Genomic DNA, 16,957 nt, shown 5'->3' with positions numbered 1-16,957 from the left:
ATAGTCTTACAGCGAGGTTCGCAAGATTAATCCGAGCGTAACGATCCATGACGCGTTACCAGGAGAGCGGTATTTAGTTTTTAAATAACACTCGGGAAATCTGATTTGTCCGCACTGCGTGGCCGCGGCCTAATCGATAGCCTCCGCAATCCAGAGCCTACCGATGGAAAACATCCGCGCTACCTCCCGCCCCGCTGTCTGGCTGATGATCGGCATCATCCTCGTCGCGCTCAATCTGCGCCCCTCCATGGCCGCCGTCGGGCCGTTGCTGTCGGCGATTCGCGGCGATATCCCGCTGAGCTTCAGCGTCGCTTCGCTGCTGACCATGCTGCCGGTGATGGCGATGGGGCTGGCGATGTTTTTCGGCATCGGCATCAGCCGCCGGCTGGGCGAGCAACGCACGGTGATCCTCTCGCTATGGATTATCGGTCTGGCGACACTGTCGCGACTGGTGCTCGATTCGGCACCGCAGTTGATTGGCAGCGCGGTGCTGGCCGGGATGGGTATCGCCCTGATTCAGGCCTTGATGCCCGCGCTGATCAAATCACGTTTCCCTGACCACGTGGCGCTGTGCATGGGCCTGTATGTCACGTCGATCATGGGCGGCGCCGCGCTGGCCGCCTCATTTTCGCCACTGGTGCTGGTGCAGACCGGCAGCTGGCGCACAGGCCTGGCGATCTGGGCAGGACTGGCCTTGCTCGCGTTGCTGGTCTGGTGGACACAGTCGCCCCCGTCATCCATCCAGAACCCCCCTGTAGGAAAACAATCTTTCACGCGTAATTCCCGCGCCTGGCTGCTCGCTATCTTCTTCGGCCTCGGCACGGCGTCCTACACCTGCGTACTCGCCTGGCTGGCGCCGTACTACGTGGAACAAGGCTGGAGCGAACAACAGGCCGGGCTGCTGCTGGGTTTTCTGACGGCCATGGAGGTGATTTCCGGGCTGGTGACGCCGGCCATCGCTAACCGCAGCCGTGATCGACGGGCAGTTCTGGCAGGGTTGTTGCTGCTGATCATCGGCGGCTTCTGCGGACTGATCCTCAGCCCGCAACACCTCAGCCTGCTGTGGCCGTGCCTGCTGGGGCTGGGGATTGGCGGCTTGTTTCCGATGAGCCTGATCGTCTCGCTCGATCACCTCGACCACCCGCAGCGTGCCGGCAGACTGACCGCGTTCGTGCAAGGCATCGGCTACTTGATCGCCGGGCTTTCGCCGCTGCTGGCCGGAATGATCCGCGACCAGCTCGGCAGCTTCGAATGGGCCTGGTGGTCGCTGACTGCAGTGATGGTGGTGATGTTGCTGATAGTGCTGCGCTTTGACCCTCGGCACTACGCCCGACACATCCGCTGAACCAAATACCATCACCGGGCTAGAGGCTTGTTGCCATCTTTTTGCGGTTTATTTGCCGACGTCGTGTTGCTAAAAGTTTCTGTCCCACTGGCGACATTGAAACGTCCTACAGGGCTTTGTCCTGGCACCATCGTTCCGCTACGATCATGCGCACACGTTTGCGCGGATTCAGCGCAAGGAGCACAGCGAGACGGAACGGATGCTGAACAGTAACTTGCTTCGAAAGCTCGACATGCAGGATCTCATGGTGTTTATCGCCGTGTATGAGCAGAGCAGCGTCACGGATGTCTCGGAGACGCTGTGCGTCAGCCAGTCCACTGTCAGCTACTGCCTGAAAAAATTGCGCACCAGTTTCGAAGACGAGCTGTTCATCAACACCCGCACGGGCATGCGGCCCACCTACAAGGCCGGCACCATGTACGGCCATGTGCAGAAGATCCTCGAAAGCATCAACCTGTGCCACGCCGGCGCCCCGGTCTTCGATCCGACCCGGCAAGCGGTGACCTTCAATATCTGCGCCCCGGAATACTTCGAGCAACTGGTGTTGCCGCGCCTGTTGAAGCGTTTCGACTTCGACGATTTGCCGGTGGTGGTCAACATGCACAAGTTCGAGACCGACGTGCCTGCCGACGAATTGCGCGACGGCAGCCTCGATCTGGTGATCTGTTTCGGTCCCAACTTCCACCGCAGCCACACCGACCTCAAGTCGCGAATGCTGCTGGAAGATGATCTGGTCTGTGTCTTCGACAAACGCGCCACGCCACTGGAACCGCGGCTGAGTCTGCAGGCCTTCACCGAACGGCGGCACGTGTTCCCGACACCGTGGACCTCCACCACCAACATGGTCGACGGCTGGCTGGCGCGTCAGGCGCAAAAGCGGCAGATCGTCGCGCGCTCCAACAGCTACAGCGCGGCATTGAAGATGATTACCGGGACCGACTTCATCCTCACCCTGCCCCGGCGCATCCAGCGCCTGCTGACCAACGACGCGGTGTTCAATCACTGCGAGGCGCCGAACGGCCTGCCGGGGTTCACCCTCGACATGCAGTGGAGCCAGAACGCTGATCAGGACAGCGCCAACGTCTGGCTGCGCGAGCAGGTGATCAAGGTGTGCAGCGAGCTGGAAGCAGCCTGAGTCCTACACGCCGATGGCGGTCTTGGTGTAGGAATCGCGGTCGATATCGAGCAACTCCACACACAGTTGCACTTCGACCCCGGCCGGCCACTCGCACAGATCCTGCAACACCGCCAGCAGGCTCTCCGAGAGCTGCTTCTTGATCTGTGGCGAACGACCGCTGAGCAGCGCCAGCTTCACATGAACGAAGGCGCGCTCGCCCATGCCGGTGCCGACCTTGTAGGTTTCGACCTTGACTGCGCGACTCTTGATGTCGAATTCCGCTGCGAACTGACCAGAACCCACCAGCGTATTGTTGAGCCGGATCAACGCCACGTCGGCATTGAGTTGCGGCAGATTGGCGGTGTATTCCAAATGCAGGTGTGGCATTCAAGTGCTCCAGTCAGTCGGCAGAAAGGTCGTATATACCACAGCACCGCCCTACTCTCCTGCGGCTTTTTCGGCGGTTATCGAGGCCGGTGTATGACGCAATGCCAGGCTTTCCCACAGCGCAACGAGCACCACGATCGCCGTGGTCAGCGCCCCGAGCATCAACGCCGAAAACCATTGGTGCAACGCCAGCGGCAGTGCCAGCGCGAGCAACACCAGCCCCGCCACATGCGACAAGGGCGGCAGCGGCCGGTCGGACATGACCCACTTGAACAGCGCATTGCCCAATAGAAACAGCCAAGGCCCGCCCACGATCACCAGGATCCCGGCGTCACTGGCGTGATCCGGATGCACCAGCACCAGTTCGTCGGCCACCGCACTGACAATCACCCCGGCAACAATCAGCACATGCAGGTAGGTGTAGGCGATGCGCGCCTGGCGCCCCGGGTCGCTCGAATGCGCGATGCGGTGATGCGCGCGCTCGGCGCCGCTGTCGAAGTACACCCACCACATGCCGATGCTGCCCAGTACCGCCACCAGAAACGCGATGATCCCGGTGAGGCTCAGCGTCAGTTCGGCAAAAGTCGCACCGGTGACCAGCAACGATTCGCCCAGGGCGATGATCACGAACAGTGCGCAACGCTCGGCCATGTGGTTGCCTTCGACGTTCCAGTCGCTCAACGACGAACGCCCCAGTCCCGGCACCCAGAAATACAGCGAAGGCGAGATCAGCTCGATCAACAGCGCCAGCGTCCAGCACAGTAGACGCTGCTGTCCGTCGAGAAAGGCTCCGGCGATCCAGAACACTGCGGAAAGCATCAACCACGCCAGAATCCGCTGGAAGTTGCGGGTCATGCTCAAAGACTCGCCGCGCACCGCCCAGATCGCAAACAGCGTGCGCCCGACCTGCATGAACACGAACGCCGCGGCAAACATCAGCCCGCGCTCAGTGAAGGCCTTGGGGATTGAGGACGACAGCAACAGACCGGCGATCATCAGCCCGAACAGGCCAAGACGAATCGGCAATTTTTCCGGGTCGAGCCAGTTGGTGATCCACGAGGTAAAAATCCACACCCACCACACCGCGACCATCAACAGCGCCACCTGCACCGCGCCCAGGATCGACAAATGCGCGAGCAGCGAATGCGAGAGCTGAGTCACGGCAAACACAAACACCAGATCGAAAAACAGCTCGACCATGCCGACCTTGCCACTGTCGAGACTGCCGCGCCCACGCAGCAACGAACGGGAAATGCTCATCGGACAAGTCTCCAGCCGGGGTCATTGCCATTGAGCAAAGCAGGCGGACCGGACGAACGCAAACCCTTGTAGGAGTGAGCCTGCTCGCGATGGCGTGGTGTCAGACAACAGCAATGTCGGCCGCCCCCCCCCTCATCGCGAGCAGGCTCACTCCTACAAGAGATTTGTGTTGGGGGTCAGGGCGCGGTCAGTGGCCGTTCGCTCATGAACGCCTCAAGCCGCGAACGCAGCCAGCGCTCGGCCGGATCGCTGTCGACATGGCTGAGCCAGACCATCGACAGATCCAGCATCGGGGTCTTGAACGGGAACGGTTCCTTGAACAGCAGCCCGGAGGCAGCCATGGCTTCGGCGGTATAGTCCGGCAGGCTGGCGATCAGATCAGTACCGGCCAGCAACGCCGGCAGCGCGCTGTATTGCGGCACCGACAACACCACATGCCGGGTACGACCGATTTCCGCGAGCCATTCATCGGCATAGCCGCTGATGTTGGCCGTATGCGACACCAGCACGTGCGGACGTGAGCAGTATTCATCGAGGGTCAGCGGCGAATCGGAGGCATCGGCGCGCAGGATGCTCGGCTGGATATGCCGCAGCAGTTTGCGCTTGGCATTGGCCGGCAAACCTCGGGTCTGGCTGATACCGACAGTGATGTCGCCGGCGGCCAGCAGGTCGGGGATGCGCCAGTAATCGACGTGTTGCACCACGAATACCACGCTGGGAGCCTCTTGGCGCAGCGCCCGCAACAACGGAGGCAACAGACCGAACTCGACGTCATCGGACAGGCCGATGCGAAACGTCATGTTACTCACGGCCGGGTCGAAGTCGTGGGTCAGGCTCAGGGCCACAGACAGTGAGTCGAGGGCCGGCGACAGGTATTTGAACAGTTCCTCGGCCCGGGCAGTCGGCTCCATGCGATGGCCGACGCGGATAAACAGCGGATCGTTGAACATCGCGCGCAAGCGATTGAGCGCCGAACTGATGGTCGGCTGGCCGAGAAACAGCTTTTCCGCCGCCCGGGTCACGTTGCGTTCGAGCATCAAGGTCTCGAACACCACCATCAGGTTGATGTCGGCCTTGCGTAATTCATTTCGATTCATCCATTGCCCCCCGATCCCAGACTGGAAGGCAGTGTAGAAAGGCCTTGGGTGTGGCGTCCATCACCACGATGGCTCAATCTACCGTCAGTTGCCTGATGCCAAGGGCCATGACCCTTGTGTCGTCGTTGAGCCCCAACTGCTGCGGACTGATGGCGTCCGGCAGTTGCAGCTCGATCGTCAATCGATCATCGTCCTTCAGGCGTTGACTGAGCGCAGCACTGATCGGAATGTCCAGACGGTTAGCCTGGAATTGCGTCAGTTGCGTGGACAGCACCTGCTGGCTATTCAAGCTCACAATGACCCGCTGGCCAGGGTGTTGTGGCTGGATGAATGCCAACGCATCGATGACGATTGAACGCGCTTGCGGCGACACCCGCAAAACGATTTGCGCCCGCTGCCCTTGTGACCATGTGCCCCAGTTCTCCGGCGTCGACCAGCCGTCGGCCAGTTGCCGCGCTTTATGATTGAACGTCAGCGCCTGCCCGGGTTGAAGAAGTGGAATCAGCGACATCTGCCGTCCTTCATCATGGACGGACAGGCATTGCGCACAACGTTTCCAGCCAGGTGCGAGCACTACCACGCCATCCACTCGCGTCAGCAGGTCGGTGTCGCTGTTGATGCTTTTGGCGGCCGCCTCCACCACGTCATCGTCGAGGATATACAGCGAGTCCGTGTCGTACTGACCCGACTCAAGCATGCCTCGAGCCTTCTGTTGGGCCTCGGCCGTCGCCGATGTACTCATGCGCCCCAGATAGACCGCGTCGGTTTTCATGCCGTGGGTGGCTGCGAAACCGGCCACCATCTGCCAGCGATCCGGCTGATTCTGCGGCAGCAGAATACGCACCTTGGTGTAATGCGCAGCCGCGCTGGCCCAGAACGGATCCTGCATCGGCGTGCTCCAGACCGAGGCTGGCGCGACTGTTTTGCCCTGCCTCAGGCCCATCCAGCCGTTACGGGTGTCGACCACTTGCACCGTCACCGCCAACGCCAGCAAAGCGATGGCCACGCGCGGACGATAACCGCGCACCACCAGGAAAATCAGGGCCAGGCTCAGCGCATAGAACACGGGCCAGAACATTCGTCCCGACGCACGAAAGATATTCGCCAGGCCGATGATTTTTTTCGGCAGCGGGTAGTGAGCCGTCCATGCGCCGACTCCGATCTGGTTTGAAAGGGCAAACAGGAACAGGCCAAACAATGCCAGCAACAGCCAGGGCCTGGCACGTAGTTCATTGCTCACGGCCTGCCTGTTCCTCAGCCAGGCAATCAACGACAGCGGCGCCAACAACAGCACGCCCAGGCCAAGGTAATTGAAGCCTTCGTAGTCGCCACTGGCCTTCGGCAGATCAGGCAGGATCAACGACCAGCCCGCCGGGTCGACGGGCGACAGCAGATTCATTCGGTACAGACCGAAACCTCCGGAGGCCGCGCCATCGGCGATGGCAAAGTAGCCTGCCTGCCAGCAACACACACTCACCAGGGCGAAGAGCGTCACACCTTCAATCAGACTCTGGCGACGGGTCAATTGTTGGCTGAACGTCTTGCCGAGCAGATCCGCCACCCAGATCAGCGCGACCATCGCCAGCAAGTACGCATGCACCAACGCTGTCACCGCCAATAGCGTGCCCCACGCCAGACGGCGGCGATGCAGATTCGGCAGGAGGGCCAGATACAGTGCGGCGAGGATCAGAAAATGTCCGGCAAGGGATAGGTGTCCGCCCATGCGCAGGAACATTGGCGGCGAAAACACCAGCAACGCGGTGCCCAGCAAGCGAATCAGCGGCTGGGCAGTTATCAGCCCGAGCAGTTTCCAGGCGAACCAGGCTTGCAGTACAAAACACGCAAGCAGCCACATTCCGAAATACTGAAAGGTCTCCGGCAGCCATGCGCTGAACGGTTTGAACAGCAGCGCCAACAGCGGATTGGAGTCGGAAAAAATAATCGAACTGCCCAGTTCCAGCCCATAGAACGGGTTGAGTCCGACCGGAAACGTCCAGGGCGAATGCCGAAAGAATTCCCAACCCAGATAATGCGTCGCTGGATCGCCCTGCTCCAGCCAGGCAATGTTTTGCGGATCCAGCGCCTGCGGCCCGATCACGACAAAAAACATCAGCGCACCAAACATCAGCGGCAGTAAAGAAAGTACCGAATGCTTTGGCGCGGGGCTCATCGATAGGTCCAGAAATTGTGCAAGACGAAGGTGAACGCTGGAATCGTCAGTGCCACCGCGACGATGCCCAACAGATAATTCAACCCGGCCATCTGCGCGGCCCAGGCGACAAACATCGCCAACAGAAAACCGCACGCCGATACCGATAAAAATCGCAGCAATGTTCTGCCGTGCAGTCGGGCCGAGAAACTCCAGGTGGTGTTGATCACGTAAGACACCACCGTCGCCACGGCAAACGCCACACCGTTGGCCAGCGGCGGTTGAGGCGCAACGAAATTGATGAACAGCACCGCCACCAGCGCATGCAGCGCGGTGACGAACAGACCGGTCACGGCAAAGCGCAGACCGCGCTGGATCAGCGCTTTCCTGTCGCTTGAGGTCACGGTTTCTGCGCCAGCACAAACACGCTCAGGCCGGCCAGACGATTGTGGCCCATCAACGGCAGTTCAAGACTGCACAGCGTCTTGAGCACGCCGTTGACCAGCGGATGATGGCGCTTGAGCTGAGACTGCGGCGCTGCGGCCTGCGGCCCTTTGGGCAGCAAGCGCAACGCCGCCGCGATTGGAAACACCGCGCCGAAATAGTAGGCACCGCGCTGCACGCTCAAACCGGCATCACGGGCCAGGGTTTCAAACTGCGGCAGGGTGTAGCGGCGCTTGTGTTCGAGGAAGTCATCGTGACCACTCCACAAGAACTGGAAGGCCGGCACGGTCATCAGAAAACGGCTGCCGGACGGCACCTTGTCGACGTAAGCCTTGAGCAGACCGAGGTCGTCATCGACATGCTCCAGGACGTCCATGAGCAGCACCAGATCAGCGTCGACGGCTTCGATGTCGCGGCGGTAATGCACCGGTTTGCCGGCGGTGGTCGCATCGGAATCGGAGGGGTAACTGATGTCGACGCACCACGCCTCGCGCGCAGCGGTTCGAGTCAGCAGGTGGTGGGAGAAAAAACCCGAGCCGGCACCCACGTCGAGAATCCGTGTGATCGGTGCATCACCGAGCAGACGCCGAGTCGCCGCCGCTTTGGAGCAGTAATACCAATGCTCACCGATGCTGTCGCCGAGGATATCGGTTTCCTTGAGATCCATGTTTCAGTCCTTGGGGTCGTAGACGCGACGCACCAGAAAAACCGGCCGGCGTTTGGATTCAATATAAGTGCGGCCCAGGTACTCGCCGAGCACGCCGATGCCGATCAGTTGCAGGCCACCGAGGAACGTTACAGCCACCATGAGCGAGGCATAACCGGGCATATCGACGCCATGGATCAGCGTGCGCACCACGATAAAAATGGCAAAGGCAAAAGACACCAGTGAGACCGCCGCGCCGATGTAAGTCCAGATTCGCAGAGGCTCGGTGCTGAAACTGGTGATACCTTCCAGCGCGAAATTCCACAGCCGCCAGCCGTTGAACTTGCTCTGCCCCGCCACACGCTCGGGACGCTCGTAATCAACGTGGGTGGTGCGAAACCCGACCCAGGCGAACAGACCTTTCATGAAGCGCCGGGACTCGGGCAAGGTCAGCAAGGCATCGACCACGCAACGATCCATCAGACGAAAATCACCGACGTTTTCCGGCAACGGTTGCTCGGCGATCTTGTTGTGCAAACGATAGAACCAGTGCGCCGATGTCTGTTTGGCCCAAGTGTCGCTGCGGCGGCTGATGCGGTGACCGAGCACCACTTCATAGCCTTCGCGCCAACGCTCGATCATTTGCAGGATGACTTCGGGCGGGTCCTGCAAGTCGGCGTCGATGGGGACGACGATCTGCCCGGAGGCGATCTGCAGGCCAGCGGACAACGCCGCCTCCTTGCCGAAATTGCGGCTCAGATCGACGATGCGCAGACGCGCGTCGTGCTGCTGACGCTCCAGCAGCCGCTCAAGTGTGGCATCAGTGCTGCCGTCATTGACGAACACCAGCTCCAGCTCGATCGACGGCTGATGTTGAAACACTTCGTCAATGCGCAGGATGAACGCATGGAGACTGTCCTCCTCGTTAAAAACGGGGACAACCAGCGATAATCTGACCTGTGTGGCCTGTGGCGTTCCGTGCTCAGTCAATGGAGTGCTCTTTTTATAGTGATTGTCGGTCGTCGAAGATTTTCGACGCCATGAGCCGTCCCGTATTAAGCAGTAGCGCCGATAGCCTTGCAAGGTGGAATTGGCGACATTTTGGCCAATCCAGACGCCGATGCGTGCGCTCTAGTCCGCACTCTTCAGAAACATCTGCCAACGATTGGAAACAAATGCCCGATAGCGAAAAAAACTCGCTCCGCTAGGCTTGCGACGATGCGCCACACAGGTTGTCGCAAACACCATCGCAAGGAGCGAACTGAATGTATTTCGAGATCTACCGCCAATCCAGAGGCACCCCGAGCACCGGCAAAGGCCAATGGCGCTGGAGGCTGCGGGCGGGCAACCACGAGACGATCGCCAGTGGCGAGTCCTATGTGAACAAGGCCGATTGTTTACATGTGATCGAGTTGATCAAAGCGGTGCAGGGCGAAACGCCAGTGAAGGAAATCTGACCCCGCCAGTCGCTATAGCGCGGTTTCCTACAGCGTCTTCCTTTTTTGCCTGACCCACTGGCGAAGCACTTTTGCGCCCCTACGCTCTTCAGCGTATGGGGCGATCCAGCCCTGTTCCGCCACATGACATTCAACTCAAAAAAGGAGCCGCACCATGGCTAGAGACAAAGCGAAAGACGACAAGCACTTCAACTGCACCCAAACGCACGAAGCCGACTACGTCGCCAGCCTCTATCCGCACGCCAGGGACGAAGTGAAAACCTTCCTGGCCTCGGCTTGCAAGGACAATACGCTGCGCAATTCGACGCACAAGCAAGTGTATGACCTGATCAAACAGAAGCTGGGGCACTCGCAACCGTGAGTGACTGAGGCGGGCGCTCGATAAAACCCGCAGAAACAAAAAAGCCCCGCAGCTTCTCAGCTACGGGGCTTTTTCTATGTATGGCGGAGAGATAGGGATTCGAACCCTAGGTACCGGTGAAGGTACAACGGATTTCGAATCCGTCCCATTCGGCCACTCTGGCATCTCTCCAACGGCGCGCATCATAACAACACTTCTGCGGAAAGCAAACCCTCTTTCGCAAATTTTCTCCGTGCTATCAGATGCTTGCGTCGATTAAAGCGGTACACCCAGACGCTTGGCGACTTCTTCGTAGGCTTCGATGACGTCACCGAGGCCCTGGCGGAAGCGGTCCTTGTCCATTTTCTTCTTGGTGTCCTTGTCCCACAGACGGCAGCCGTCCGGGCTGAACTCGTCGCCCAGGACGATGGAGCCGTCGCTGAACACGCCGAACTCAAGCTTGAAATCGACCAGCAGCAGGCCGGCGTCGTCGAACAGTTTGCTCAGGACTTCGTTGACCTTGAGCGACAGTTCTTTCATGCGCGCCAGTTGCTCGGCGGTGCCCCAGCCGAATGCCACGACGTGGGATTCGTTGATGAACGGGTCGCCCTTGGCGTCGTCCTTCAGGAACAGTTCGAAGGTGTACGGGTTGAGCTTCATGCCCTCTTCGACGCCCAGGCGTTTTACCAGGCTGCCGGCGGCGTAGTTACGCACGACGCACTCGACCGGGATCATGTCGAGTTTCTTCACCAGGCACTCGTTGTCGCCCAGCAGTTTGTCGAATTGGGTCGGAATGCCGGCCGCTTCGAGTTTCTGCATGATGAAGGCGTTGAACTTGTTGTTCACCATGCCTTTGCGGTCGAGCTGCTCGATGCGCTTGCCGTCGAACGCCGAGGTGTCGTTGCGAAACAGCAGGATCAAGCGGTCAGCGTCGTCGGTCTTGTAAACCGATTTGGCTTTGCCGCGGTAGAGTTCTTCACGTTTTTCCATGATGGGCTCCGCTTGCTAAGTAGATGGGCTAGGCGATATGGCGCCAGTCGAGCCCTGAATCTTGATCGGCCAGTTGCAGCCAGTCCGGGTCGCACCCGAGGGTGTCGACGAAACATTGCCGGGCCAGCTGCGGCAGGTTGTTCTTGCTGCTCAGGTGGGCGAGAACCAGATGCTGCAAGCCCTGCCACCCCAACTCGGCCACCAGGAATGCCGCCTGATGGTTGTTCAAATGTCCCAGCTCGCCGCCCACCCGTTGCTTGAGAAAGTACGGATAGTGACCACGGGCCAGCATGTCGCGACAGTGGTTGGACTCGATCATCAACGCATCGAGATCCCGATAGCCGTCCAGCACCCGCTCGCAGTAGGAACCCAGGTCGGTCAGCAGGCCGAAGCGCCGCTGCTCGTTATCACTGAATACATACTGTGTCGGCTCTTGCGCATCATGGGCCACGGCAATGACCCCGATGTTCAGTGCGCCGATCTGCAGCTGCTCGCCGCCGGCCAGAAAGCCTGCGGGTTCGATCGGTTTGCGCATCCCGCGCAGTGTGCCGCGACTGAGGTAGACCGGAAGATTGTAGCGCCGAGACAGCAAACCCACGCCATGCACGTGGTCGGCATGTTCGTGGGTTACGAGTATCGCGCTCAGTTGCGCCGGGTTCACACCCAGGCGCAACAGGCGTTTTTCGGTTTCCCGCAGGGAAAAACCACAATCCACCAGCACATACGTATCAGCGCTGGCGATCAGCGTGCCGTTCCCTTGGCTACCGCTGCCGAGAACGGCAAAGCGCATGTGATCAGCCCAGATTGTCCTGAATCACGCTCAACACTTTGCGCGCTACATCGGCAGGCGCAACGGTGTTGATGTTCTTCTCGACGGTCACCTGAACGTTTTCACCGACCTTGCTCAGGCGAACCTGATAACGCTCGGCGCGGGCTTCAACTTCTTCCTTGGTCGGCGCACTGCCGAACAGGCTGCTGAAGAAACCAGGCTTGTCGTCTTTCTTCTCGGCTTTTTCGGCCAGGTTGATGTAGTACAGGCCCAAGCTGCGGTTGATGTCTTCAACGCGCCACTGACCTTGCTCCAGCGCACGACCGACGCTCGACCAGGCACGATCCAGGTCCGGACCGACGTTCAGTACCGGGTTGCCGCTGCCGTCTTCGCTGAGGCTGACACGGCTTGGGGTATCGAAGTCACGCGAAGCCAGCATCGACACCGAACCGCCCTTCTCGGAGATCCGGCTCATGCTCGCGAGCATGTCGTCGACCAGCGCGGCGTCCAGGCCAGTGTTGACCGAACGGTTGGTGAAATCGACATCGGCGGTGCTGCCGGCAGGACGCTCGGCGCTGACCACGTAGATCTCACTGGTGTTACGCTGCACGCCTGGCTCGATACGCACCCGCACGCGGGTTTCGCTGTCGGCACCGACACCGGCTGCGCTCAGGCGCTTGGCCATGGCGGCGGACAGTTCGTCGGAGTGCTGCCATTTAGTCGTGAACTCGCCGGTTTGCGGGCGCTGTTCATCCAGACGGAAACCGTTGTCCTGGAAGAACTGCACCGCCACTGGCCAGACTTCGGCCGGCTGATGCTGGGCCATGACCCAACGCGAGTCGCCGCTCTTCTGCAACGAGTAGTCGGTCGCGTCGGCAATCGCCGACAGCGGTTGTGGACGCGGCACCACGTATTCGCCCTTGGCGGTGTCATCAGCCACGTTGCGCGGGATCGGCAACAGCGGATCCAGACGCTTGGAGGTGCTGACATTCGGTGGCAGTTGCATCGGTGGAGTCTGTTGCGCTTCCAGGTAATCGCTACCACGGTCACGGAAATAACCTTCCGGGCCCCAGACCCATCCGCAGCCACTGGTGCTGGAGATAATCAAGGCAAGTGCGGAAAGTCCGGCCATTCGCTTCATGCGTTGTACTTCCTCAATTAAACCAGGACGCTGCACTGGCGCAGGGCCGTGCGAAGCGTTTCATGACAAGGAGCGCTCAGCCAGGTCAGCGGCAAGCGGATGCCTTCGTGCATCAGGCCCATTTCAACCAAAGCCCACTTCACCGGAATCGGGTTGGCTTCGATGAACAGGTCCTTGTGCAGCGGCATCAGTTTTTCGTTGATTGCCCGTGCGGTGTCGGCGTCGCCATTCAGCGCAGCCTCGCACAGATCAGCCATTTCGCGCGGGGCGACGTTGGCGGTCACGGAGATATTCCCTTTGCCGCCCAGCAGGATCAGCTCGACCGCGGTCGGATCATCGCCGGACAGCACGATGAAGTCCTTGCTCACGCCGTCGATGATGGCTTTGGCGCGTTTCAGGTCGCCGGTGGCTTCCTTGATGCCGATGATGTTCGGCACGGTGGACAGGCGAATCACGGTCTCGGCCTGCATGTCGCAGGAGGTGCGGCCGGGAACGTTGTAGAGAATCTGGGGAATGTCGACCGCTTCGGCAATGTGCTTGAAGTGCTGGTACAGGCCTTCCTGGGTCGGCTTGTTGTAGTACGGAACCACCAGCAGGCAGGCATCGGCGCCGGCCTCCTTGGCGTTGCGGGTCAGTTCGACGGCTTCGCGGGTCGAATTGGCGCCGGTACCGGCGATCACCGGGATACGGCCGGCAACCTGTTTGACCACGGCTTTGATGACGGCGATGTGTTCTTCTACATCAAGGGTTGCCGACTCGCCGGTGGTACCGACCGCGACAATGGCATGGGTGCCGTTTTCAAGGTGGAAGTCCACGAGTTTTCGGAGGCTGTCCCAGTCAAGACGCCCTTGTGCATCCATGGGTGTGACCAGTGCCACCATACTGCCCCGAATCATGAAAACGCTCCTGCCGGAAAAAGAGAGCGGTAATGGTACTGGCGCCAAGATGCTTGCACAAGCGAAGTACTGCGCCGCCATTCCCCTTGGCGTCGGTTTTCGCTACCCTTCAGACTTTGATCGGTACAGATCAGCTTGTACGTCGGGCTCCAGCCTCCCCTGTCGGCCACCCAGGCCCCGTTCCAGTGTCGCTGCTGCACGCTCTGCCTATATTGGAGCGAATTGCGAGCCATGGCCCGGGGCTTTCTGAATCGGCACGCGCAGACGCATCCCGACGGCCAACGCCCATCGACCTACCGACCGCTCATCGCTTTAGGAATGCTGCATGTCCACCCCCACAGTTCGCGAACAATTCCTTGTCATCAGTGCCCTTGGCGCCAACCCCATGGAGCTGACTAACGTCCTGTGCCGCGCCAGCCATGAAAATCGCTGCGCCGTCGTCACCTCCCGCCTGACTCGCCATGGCGAATGCAGCGCCCTGGTGCTGGAAATCTCCGGCAGCTGGGACGCCCTGGCCCGTCTCGAAGGCAGCCTGTCGGGCCTGGCCAAGCGCCACGCCTTTACCGTCAACGTGGTGCGCAGTGCCGCGCTGGAAAATCGCCCACAGGCCCTGCCGTACGTGGCCTATGTCAGCTCGGCGTATCGCCCGGACATCATCAACGAGCTGTGCCAGTTCTTCATGGATCACAACGTCGAGCTGGAAAACCTGACCTGCGATACCTATCAGGCCCCGCAGACCGGCGGCACCATGCTCAATGCCACATTCACTGTGACGCTGCCGGCCGGCACCCAGATCAGCTGGCTGCGCGACCAGTTCCTGGACTTCGCCGACGCAATGAACCTGGACGCGCTGATCGAACCCTGGCGCCCACAAAACCCAATGTAAGGAAGCTTTCATGGCCGTTGTCATCGACCAACCGGTTGCGGATTTCGAAGCACCTGCCACCAGCGGGCAGACCGTCAGCCTGTCCGCCCTGAAGGGCAAGCAAGTGGTGATCTACTTCTATCCGAAGGACAGCACCCCGGGCTGCACCACCGAAGGCCAGGGTTTTCGTGACCAGTACGCGGCGTTCCAGGCTGCCAACACGGAAATCTTCGGTATTTCCCGCGACAGCCTGAAATCCCACGAGAACTTCAAGTGCAAGCAGGAATTCCCGTTCGAGCTGATCAGCGACAAGGATGAAGCCGTTTGCCAACTGTTCGACGTGATCAAGCTGAAGAAGCTGTACGGCAAGGAATACCTGGGCGTTGATCGCAGCACGTTCCTGATCGACAAGAACGGTGTACTGCGTCAGGAATGGCGCGGCGTGAAAGTGCCGGGGCATGTTGATGCGGTGCTGGCTGCGGCTCAGGCCCTGAATAAAGCCTGATATTCTGCGTCGTTTTCACTGACGCCTTCGCGAGCAAGCCCGCTCCCACATAGACCTCGGTCAATTGTGGGAGCGGGCTTGCTCGCGAAGGGGCCATAAGCCTCAACGAATAATCCGGCTTTAAAGTAACGGAGCTACAACCGGCTCCTTGCGCGGCCAGGCATCCAGCACTGCCTTGAACAGCGTCGCCAGCGGAATCGCGAAGAACACTCCCCAGAATCCCCATAGTCCGCCAAACAACAGCACCGCGCAGATAATCGCTACCGGGTGCAGGTTGACCGCCTCGGAAAACAGCAACGGCACCAGCACGTTGCCATCCAGGGTCTGAATGATCCCGTAGACCGCCATCAAATAGATGAACTGATCGCTCCAGCCCCACTGGAACAAGGCAATCAGCAGCACCGGCACGGTCACCACCACCGCGCCGACGTAGGGCACCACCACTGACACCCCGACCAGCAACGCCAGCAGCGCCGCATAGTTGAGGCCAAGGGCGACGAACGCGATGTAGGTCACACCGCCACAAATCACGATCTCGATGACCTTGCCGCGAATGTAATTGGCGATCTGCCGATTCATTTCCTGCGCCACGCGGGTGATCAGCGCCCGCTCACGGGGCAGATAGCCGCGCACCCACTCGCCGATCATGGCCCGATCCTTGAGGAAGAAGAACACCAGGATCGGTACCAGCACCAGATAGATCATGATGTTGACCAGCAGCGGCAGGCTCGACAGCGAGAAGGTCAGCGCCCATTGGCCGAACTTGCCGATCTCGCCACGCGCCGCTTCGATGGCCTGCAGTACCTGCTCGTCGGAGACCAGATGCGGATAGCGCTCCGGCAGCAGCAACAGCAGCGACTGCCACTTGGCGAGCATGCCCGGCAGTTCGTTGAACAGCGTGATCAACTGATGCCACAGCAACGGCAAGACCACCACGATGAACACCAGCAACACGCCCATGAACAGCGCGAACACCAGCCCCACCGCCGCTGCACCAGGCAAGCGCATGCGCTCAAGAGCGAGCACCAGCCCCTGCATCAGATACGCCAGCACCATCCCGGCCAATACCGGCGCGAGCATCCCTCCGAGGGTAAGCACCGCGGTGAAGGCGAGAAACAGCAGCACCGCCAGCACCACCGCCTCTTCATCGGAAAAGTAGCGCTGAATCCAGTCGCGTAACACTTTGAACATCAATAATCCTTAGGTCTTTTACGCTGTCGGTTTCAGGCTTTTTTCAACCAGTAACGGTAGACGCCTGCTTCGTCTTCTTCGCGCAGCAGCGTATGACCGGCCAGACGGGCAAAGGTGCGGAAGTCGCGCTGCGAGCCGGCATCCGTGGCGATCACCTTGAGCACGGCGCCACTGGGCAGCTTGTTGAGTTCCATTTTGGCCTTGAGCAACGGCAACGGGCAATTCAGACCACTGGCGTCCAGTTCACAGTCATGGGCTACAGGGTCGGTCATCGCGTCACTCCGGTTCGGGTAATTGAGCTGCCTAGAATATCTGGTCGCAAGCCCGGTGTCCGGCTACAGTAAGGTCTTTGTCTTCT

Annotated in this window: 19 protein-coding genes and 1 tRNA gene; 6 read left to right on the top strand and 14 right to left on the bottom strand. The window is 60.1% G+C overall.

The features are described from left to right. The first annotated feature begins 163 nt into the window (after window positions 1-163). On the top strand, window positions 164-1,345 hold the full coding sequence (locus ACVHNU_RS03655) for a cyanate transporter (protein ID WP_473019026.1): 1,182 nt from the start codon (window positions 164-166) through the stop codon (window positions 1,343-1,345). A gap of 199 nt (window positions 1,346-1,544) precedes the next feature. Then, window positions 1,545-2,480, top strand: a complete 936-nt coding sequence (locus ACVHNU_RS03650) for a LysR family transcriptional regulator (RefSeq protein ID WP_045122326.1) — start codon at window positions 1,545-1,547, stop codon at window positions 2,478-2,480. 3 nt (window positions 2,481-2,483) lie between these two features. On the opposite strand, the gene ACVHNU_RS03645 is transcribed toward ACVHNU_RS03650, so the two are convergent. From ACVHNU_RS03645 to ACVHNU_RS03615, 7 genes are all read right to left on the bottom strand, one after another. Then, window positions 2,484-2,849: a 5-carboxymethyl-2-hydroxymuconate Delta-isomerase gene (locus ACVHNU_RS03645; protein ID WP_400505715.1), complete on the bottom strand. Its 366-nt coding sequence runs from the start codon at window positions 2,847-2,849 to the stop codon at window positions 2,484-2,486. A 51-nt stretch (window positions 2,850-2,900) separates the two neighbouring features. Next, complete coding sequence (locus ACVHNU_RS03640) at window positions 2,901-4,109, bottom strand: low temperature requirement protein A (protein WP_473019025.1); 1,209 nt, start codon at window positions 4,107-4,109, stop codon at window positions 2,901-2,903. 176 nt (window positions 4,110-4,285) lie between these two features. Further along, window positions 4,286-5,206: a LysR substrate-binding domain-containing protein gene (locus ACVHNU_RS03635; protein ID WP_027614510.1), complete on the bottom strand. Its 921-nt coding sequence runs from the start codon at window positions 5,204-5,206 to the stop codon at window positions 4,286-4,288. Between the two features lie 73 nt (window positions 5,207-5,279). Next, window positions 5,280-7,376, bottom strand: coding sequence for a DUF6311 domain-containing protein (locus tag ACVHNU_RS03630; RefSeq protein WP_473019024.1), 2,097 nt, complete (start codon window positions 7,374-7,376; stop codon window positions 5,280-5,282). Next, window positions 7,373-7,759, bottom strand: coding sequence for a GtrA family protein (locus ACVHNU_RS03625; RefSeq protein ID WP_103485626.1), 387 nt, complete (start codon window positions 7,757-7,759; stop codon window positions 7,373-7,375). Before ACVHNU_RS03625 ends, ACVHNU_RS03630 begins: the two co-directional genes overlap by 4 nt. Then, entirely contained in the window at window positions 7,756-8,466 is a 711-nt protein-coding gene (locus tag ACVHNU_RS03620; RefSeq protein WP_473019023.1) for a class I SAM-dependent methyltransferase, read from the bottom strand. Before ACVHNU_RS03620 ends, ACVHNU_RS03625 begins: the two co-directional genes overlap by 4 nt. A 3-nt stretch (window positions 8,467-8,469) precedes the next feature. After that, the gene (locus tag ACVHNU_RS03615) at window positions 8,470-9,435 is read right to left on the bottom strand and encodes a glycosyltransferase family 2 protein (RefSeq protein ID WP_400505723.1); all 966 of its coding nucleotides are present in this window, start codon (window positions 9,433-9,435) and stop codon (window positions 8,470-8,472) included. Between the two features lie 275 nt (window positions 9,436-9,710). On the opposite strand from ACVHNU_RS03615, the gene ACVHNU_RS03610 reads away from it, so the two are divergent. Together ACVHNU_RS03610 and ACVHNU_RS03605 are read left to right on the top strand one after the other, a co-directional pair. Continuing rightward, a complete protein-coding gene (locus ACVHNU_RS03610; protein ID WP_064119674.1) occupies window positions 9,711-9,902 on the top strand; it encodes a YegP family protein in 192 nt (63 codons plus the stop codon). A gap of 154 nt (window positions 9,903-10,056) precedes the next feature. Then, window positions 10,057-10,263 carry a hypothetical protein gene (locus tag ACVHNU_RS03605; protein WP_003222579.1) on the top strand — a complete coding sequence of 69 codons (207 nt, stop codon included), beginning with the start codon at window positions 10,057-10,059 and terminating at the stop codon, window positions 10,261-10,263. Window positions 10,264-10,344: 81 nt separating this feature from the next. On the opposite strand, the gene ACVHNU_RS03600 is transcribed toward ACVHNU_RS03605, so the two are convergent. The 5 genes from ACVHNU_RS03600 to dapA all read right to left on the bottom strand — a co-directional run bounded on the left by ACVHNU_RS03600 (window position 10,345) and on the right by dapA (window position 14,038). Then, window positions 10,345-10,434 (bottom strand) — tRNA-Ser (locus ACVHNU_RS03600). A gap of 84 nt (window positions 10,435-10,518) precedes the next feature. After that, window positions 10,519-11,232 (bottom strand): phosphoribosylaminoimidazolesuccinocarboxamide synthase, encoded by a 714-nt coding sequence (gene purC, locus ACVHNU_RS03595; RefSeq protein WP_003222578.1) that lies wholly within the window; start codon window positions 11,230-11,232, stop codon window positions 10,519-10,521. A 28-nt stretch (window positions 11,233-11,260) separates the two neighbouring features. Next, the gene (locus tag ACVHNU_RS03590) at window positions 11,261-12,022 is read right to left on the bottom strand and encodes an MBL fold metallo-hydrolase (protein WP_102354439.1); all 762 of its coding nucleotides are present in this window, start codon (window positions 12,020-12,022) and stop codon (window positions 11,261-11,263) included. A 4-nt stretch (window positions 12,023-12,026) separates the two neighbouring features. Further along, a complete protein-coding gene (gene bamC, locus ACVHNU_RS03585; RefSeq protein WP_003222574.1) occupies window positions 12,027-13,142 on the bottom strand; it encodes an outer membrane protein assembly factor BamC in 1,116 nt (371 codons plus the stop codon). A gap of 17 nt (window positions 13,143-13,159) precedes the next feature. Next, a complete protein-coding gene (gene dapA / locus ACVHNU_RS03580) occupies window positions 13,160-14,038 on the bottom strand; it encodes a 4-hydroxy-tetrahydrodipicolinate synthase (RefSeq protein ID WP_103485629.1) in 879 nt (292 codons plus the stop codon). A gap of 325 nt (window positions 14,039-14,363) precedes the next feature. On the opposite strand from dapA, the gene ACVHNU_RS03575 reads away from it, so the two are divergent. After that, window positions 14,364-14,924 carry a glycine cleavage system transcriptional repressor gene (locus ACVHNU_RS03575; RefSeq protein ID WP_003222572.1) on the top strand — a complete coding sequence of 187 codons (561 nt, stop codon included), beginning with the start codon at window positions 14,364-14,366 and terminating at the stop codon, window positions 14,922-14,924. Between the two features lie 10 nt (window positions 14,925-14,934). After that, window positions 14,935-15,408 (top strand): peroxiredoxin, encoded by a 474-nt coding sequence (locus ACVHNU_RS03570; RefSeq protein ID WP_003222570.1) that lies wholly within the window; start codon window positions 14,935-14,937, stop codon window positions 15,406-15,408. A gap of 120 nt (window positions 15,409-15,528) precedes the next feature. On the opposite strand, the gene ACVHNU_RS03565 is transcribed toward ACVHNU_RS03570, so the two are convergent. Beyond that, the gene (locus ACVHNU_RS03565) at window positions 15,529-16,599 is read right to left on the bottom strand and encodes an AI-2E family transporter (protein ID WP_003222568.1); all 1,071 of its coding nucleotides are present in this window, start codon (window positions 16,597-16,599) and stop codon (window positions 15,529-15,531) included. Window positions 16,600-16,631: 32 nt separating this feature from the next. Beyond that, window positions 16,632-16,871: a sulfurtransferase TusA family protein gene (locus ACVHNU_RS03560; protein WP_003222566.1), complete on the bottom strand. Its 240-nt coding sequence runs from the start codon at window positions 16,869-16,871 to the stop codon at window positions 16,632-16,634. Window positions 16,872-16,957: the final 86 nt, after the last annotated feature.

It is taken from the genome of Pseudomonas sp. Ors-4-3C (assembly GCF_055755035.1).
Note: the sequence above shows the minus strand (reverse complement) of the source record. Positions and strands in the feature narration are given on the sequence as shown.

Bases quoted from the DNA above. Each gene is read 5' to 3' on its own strand.
- dapA (WP_103485629.1), bottom strand. From the start codon at position 14,038: ATGATTCGGGGCAGTATGGTGGCACTGGTCACACCCATGGATGCACAA.
- ACVHNU_RS03645 (WP_400505715.1), bottom strand. From the start codon at position 2,849: ATGCCACACCTGCATTTGGAATACACCGCCAATCTGCCGCAACTCAAT.
- ACVHNU_RS03575 (WP_003222572.1), top strand. From the start codon at position 14,364: ATGTCCACCCCCACAGTTCGCGAACAATTCCTTGTCATCAGTGCCCTT.
- ACVHNU_RS03565 (WP_003222568.1), bottom strand. From the start codon at position 16,599: ATGTTCAAAGTGTTACGCGACTGGATTCAGCGCTACTTTTCCGATGAA.
- ACVHNU_RS03650 (WP_045122326.1), top strand. From the start codon at position 1,545: ATGCTGAACAGTAACTTGCTTCGAAAGCTCGACATGCAGGATCTCATG.
- ACVHNU_RS03560 (WP_003222566.1), bottom strand. From the start codon at position 16,871: ATGACCGACCCTGTAGCCCATGACTGTGAACTGGACGCCAGTGGTCTG.
- ACVHNU_RS03630 (WP_473019024.1), bottom strand. From the start codon at position 7,376: ATGAGCCCCGCGCCAAAGCATTCGGTACTTTCTTTACTGCCGCTGATG.
- ACVHNU_RS03655 (WP_473019026.1), top strand. From the start codon at position 164: ATGGAAAACATCCGCGCTACCTCCCGCCCCGCTGTCTGGCTGATGATC.
- ACVHNU_RS03570 (WP_003222570.1), top strand. From the start codon at position 14,935: ATGGCCGTTGTCATCGACCAACCGGTTGCGGATTTCGAAGCACCTGCC.
- ACVHNU_RS03635 (WP_027614510.1), bottom strand. From the start codon at position 5,206: ATGAATCGAAATGAATTACGCAAGGCCGACATCAACCTGATGGTGGTG.
- ACVHNU_RS03605 (WP_003222579.1), top strand. From the start codon at position 10,057: ATGGCTAGAGACAAAGCGAAAGACGACAAGCACTTCAACTGCACCCAA.
- ACVHNU_RS03640 (WP_473019025.1), bottom strand. From the start codon at position 4,109: ATGAGCATTTCCCGTTCGTTGCTGCGTGGGCGCGGCAGTCTCGACAGT.
- purC (WP_003222578.1), bottom strand. From the start codon at position 11,232: ATGGAAAAACGTGAAGAACTCTACCGCGGCAAAGCCAAATCGGTTTAC.
- ACVHNU_RS03590 (WP_102354439.1), bottom strand. From the start codon at position 12,022: ATGCGCTTTGCCGTTCTCGGCAGCGGTAGCCAAGGGAACGGCACGCTG.
- ACVHNU_RS03620 (WP_473019023.1), bottom strand. From the start codon at position 8,466: ATGGATCTCAAGGAAACCGATATCCTCGGCGACAGCATCGGTGAGCAT.
- ACVHNU_RS03610 (WP_064119674.1), top strand. From the start codon at position 9,711: ATGTATTTCGAGATCTACCGCCAATCCAGAGGCACCCCGAGCACCGGC.
- bamC (WP_003222574.1), bottom strand. From the start codon at position 13,142: ATGAAGCGAATGGCCGGACTTTCCGCACTTGCCTTGATTATCTCCAGC.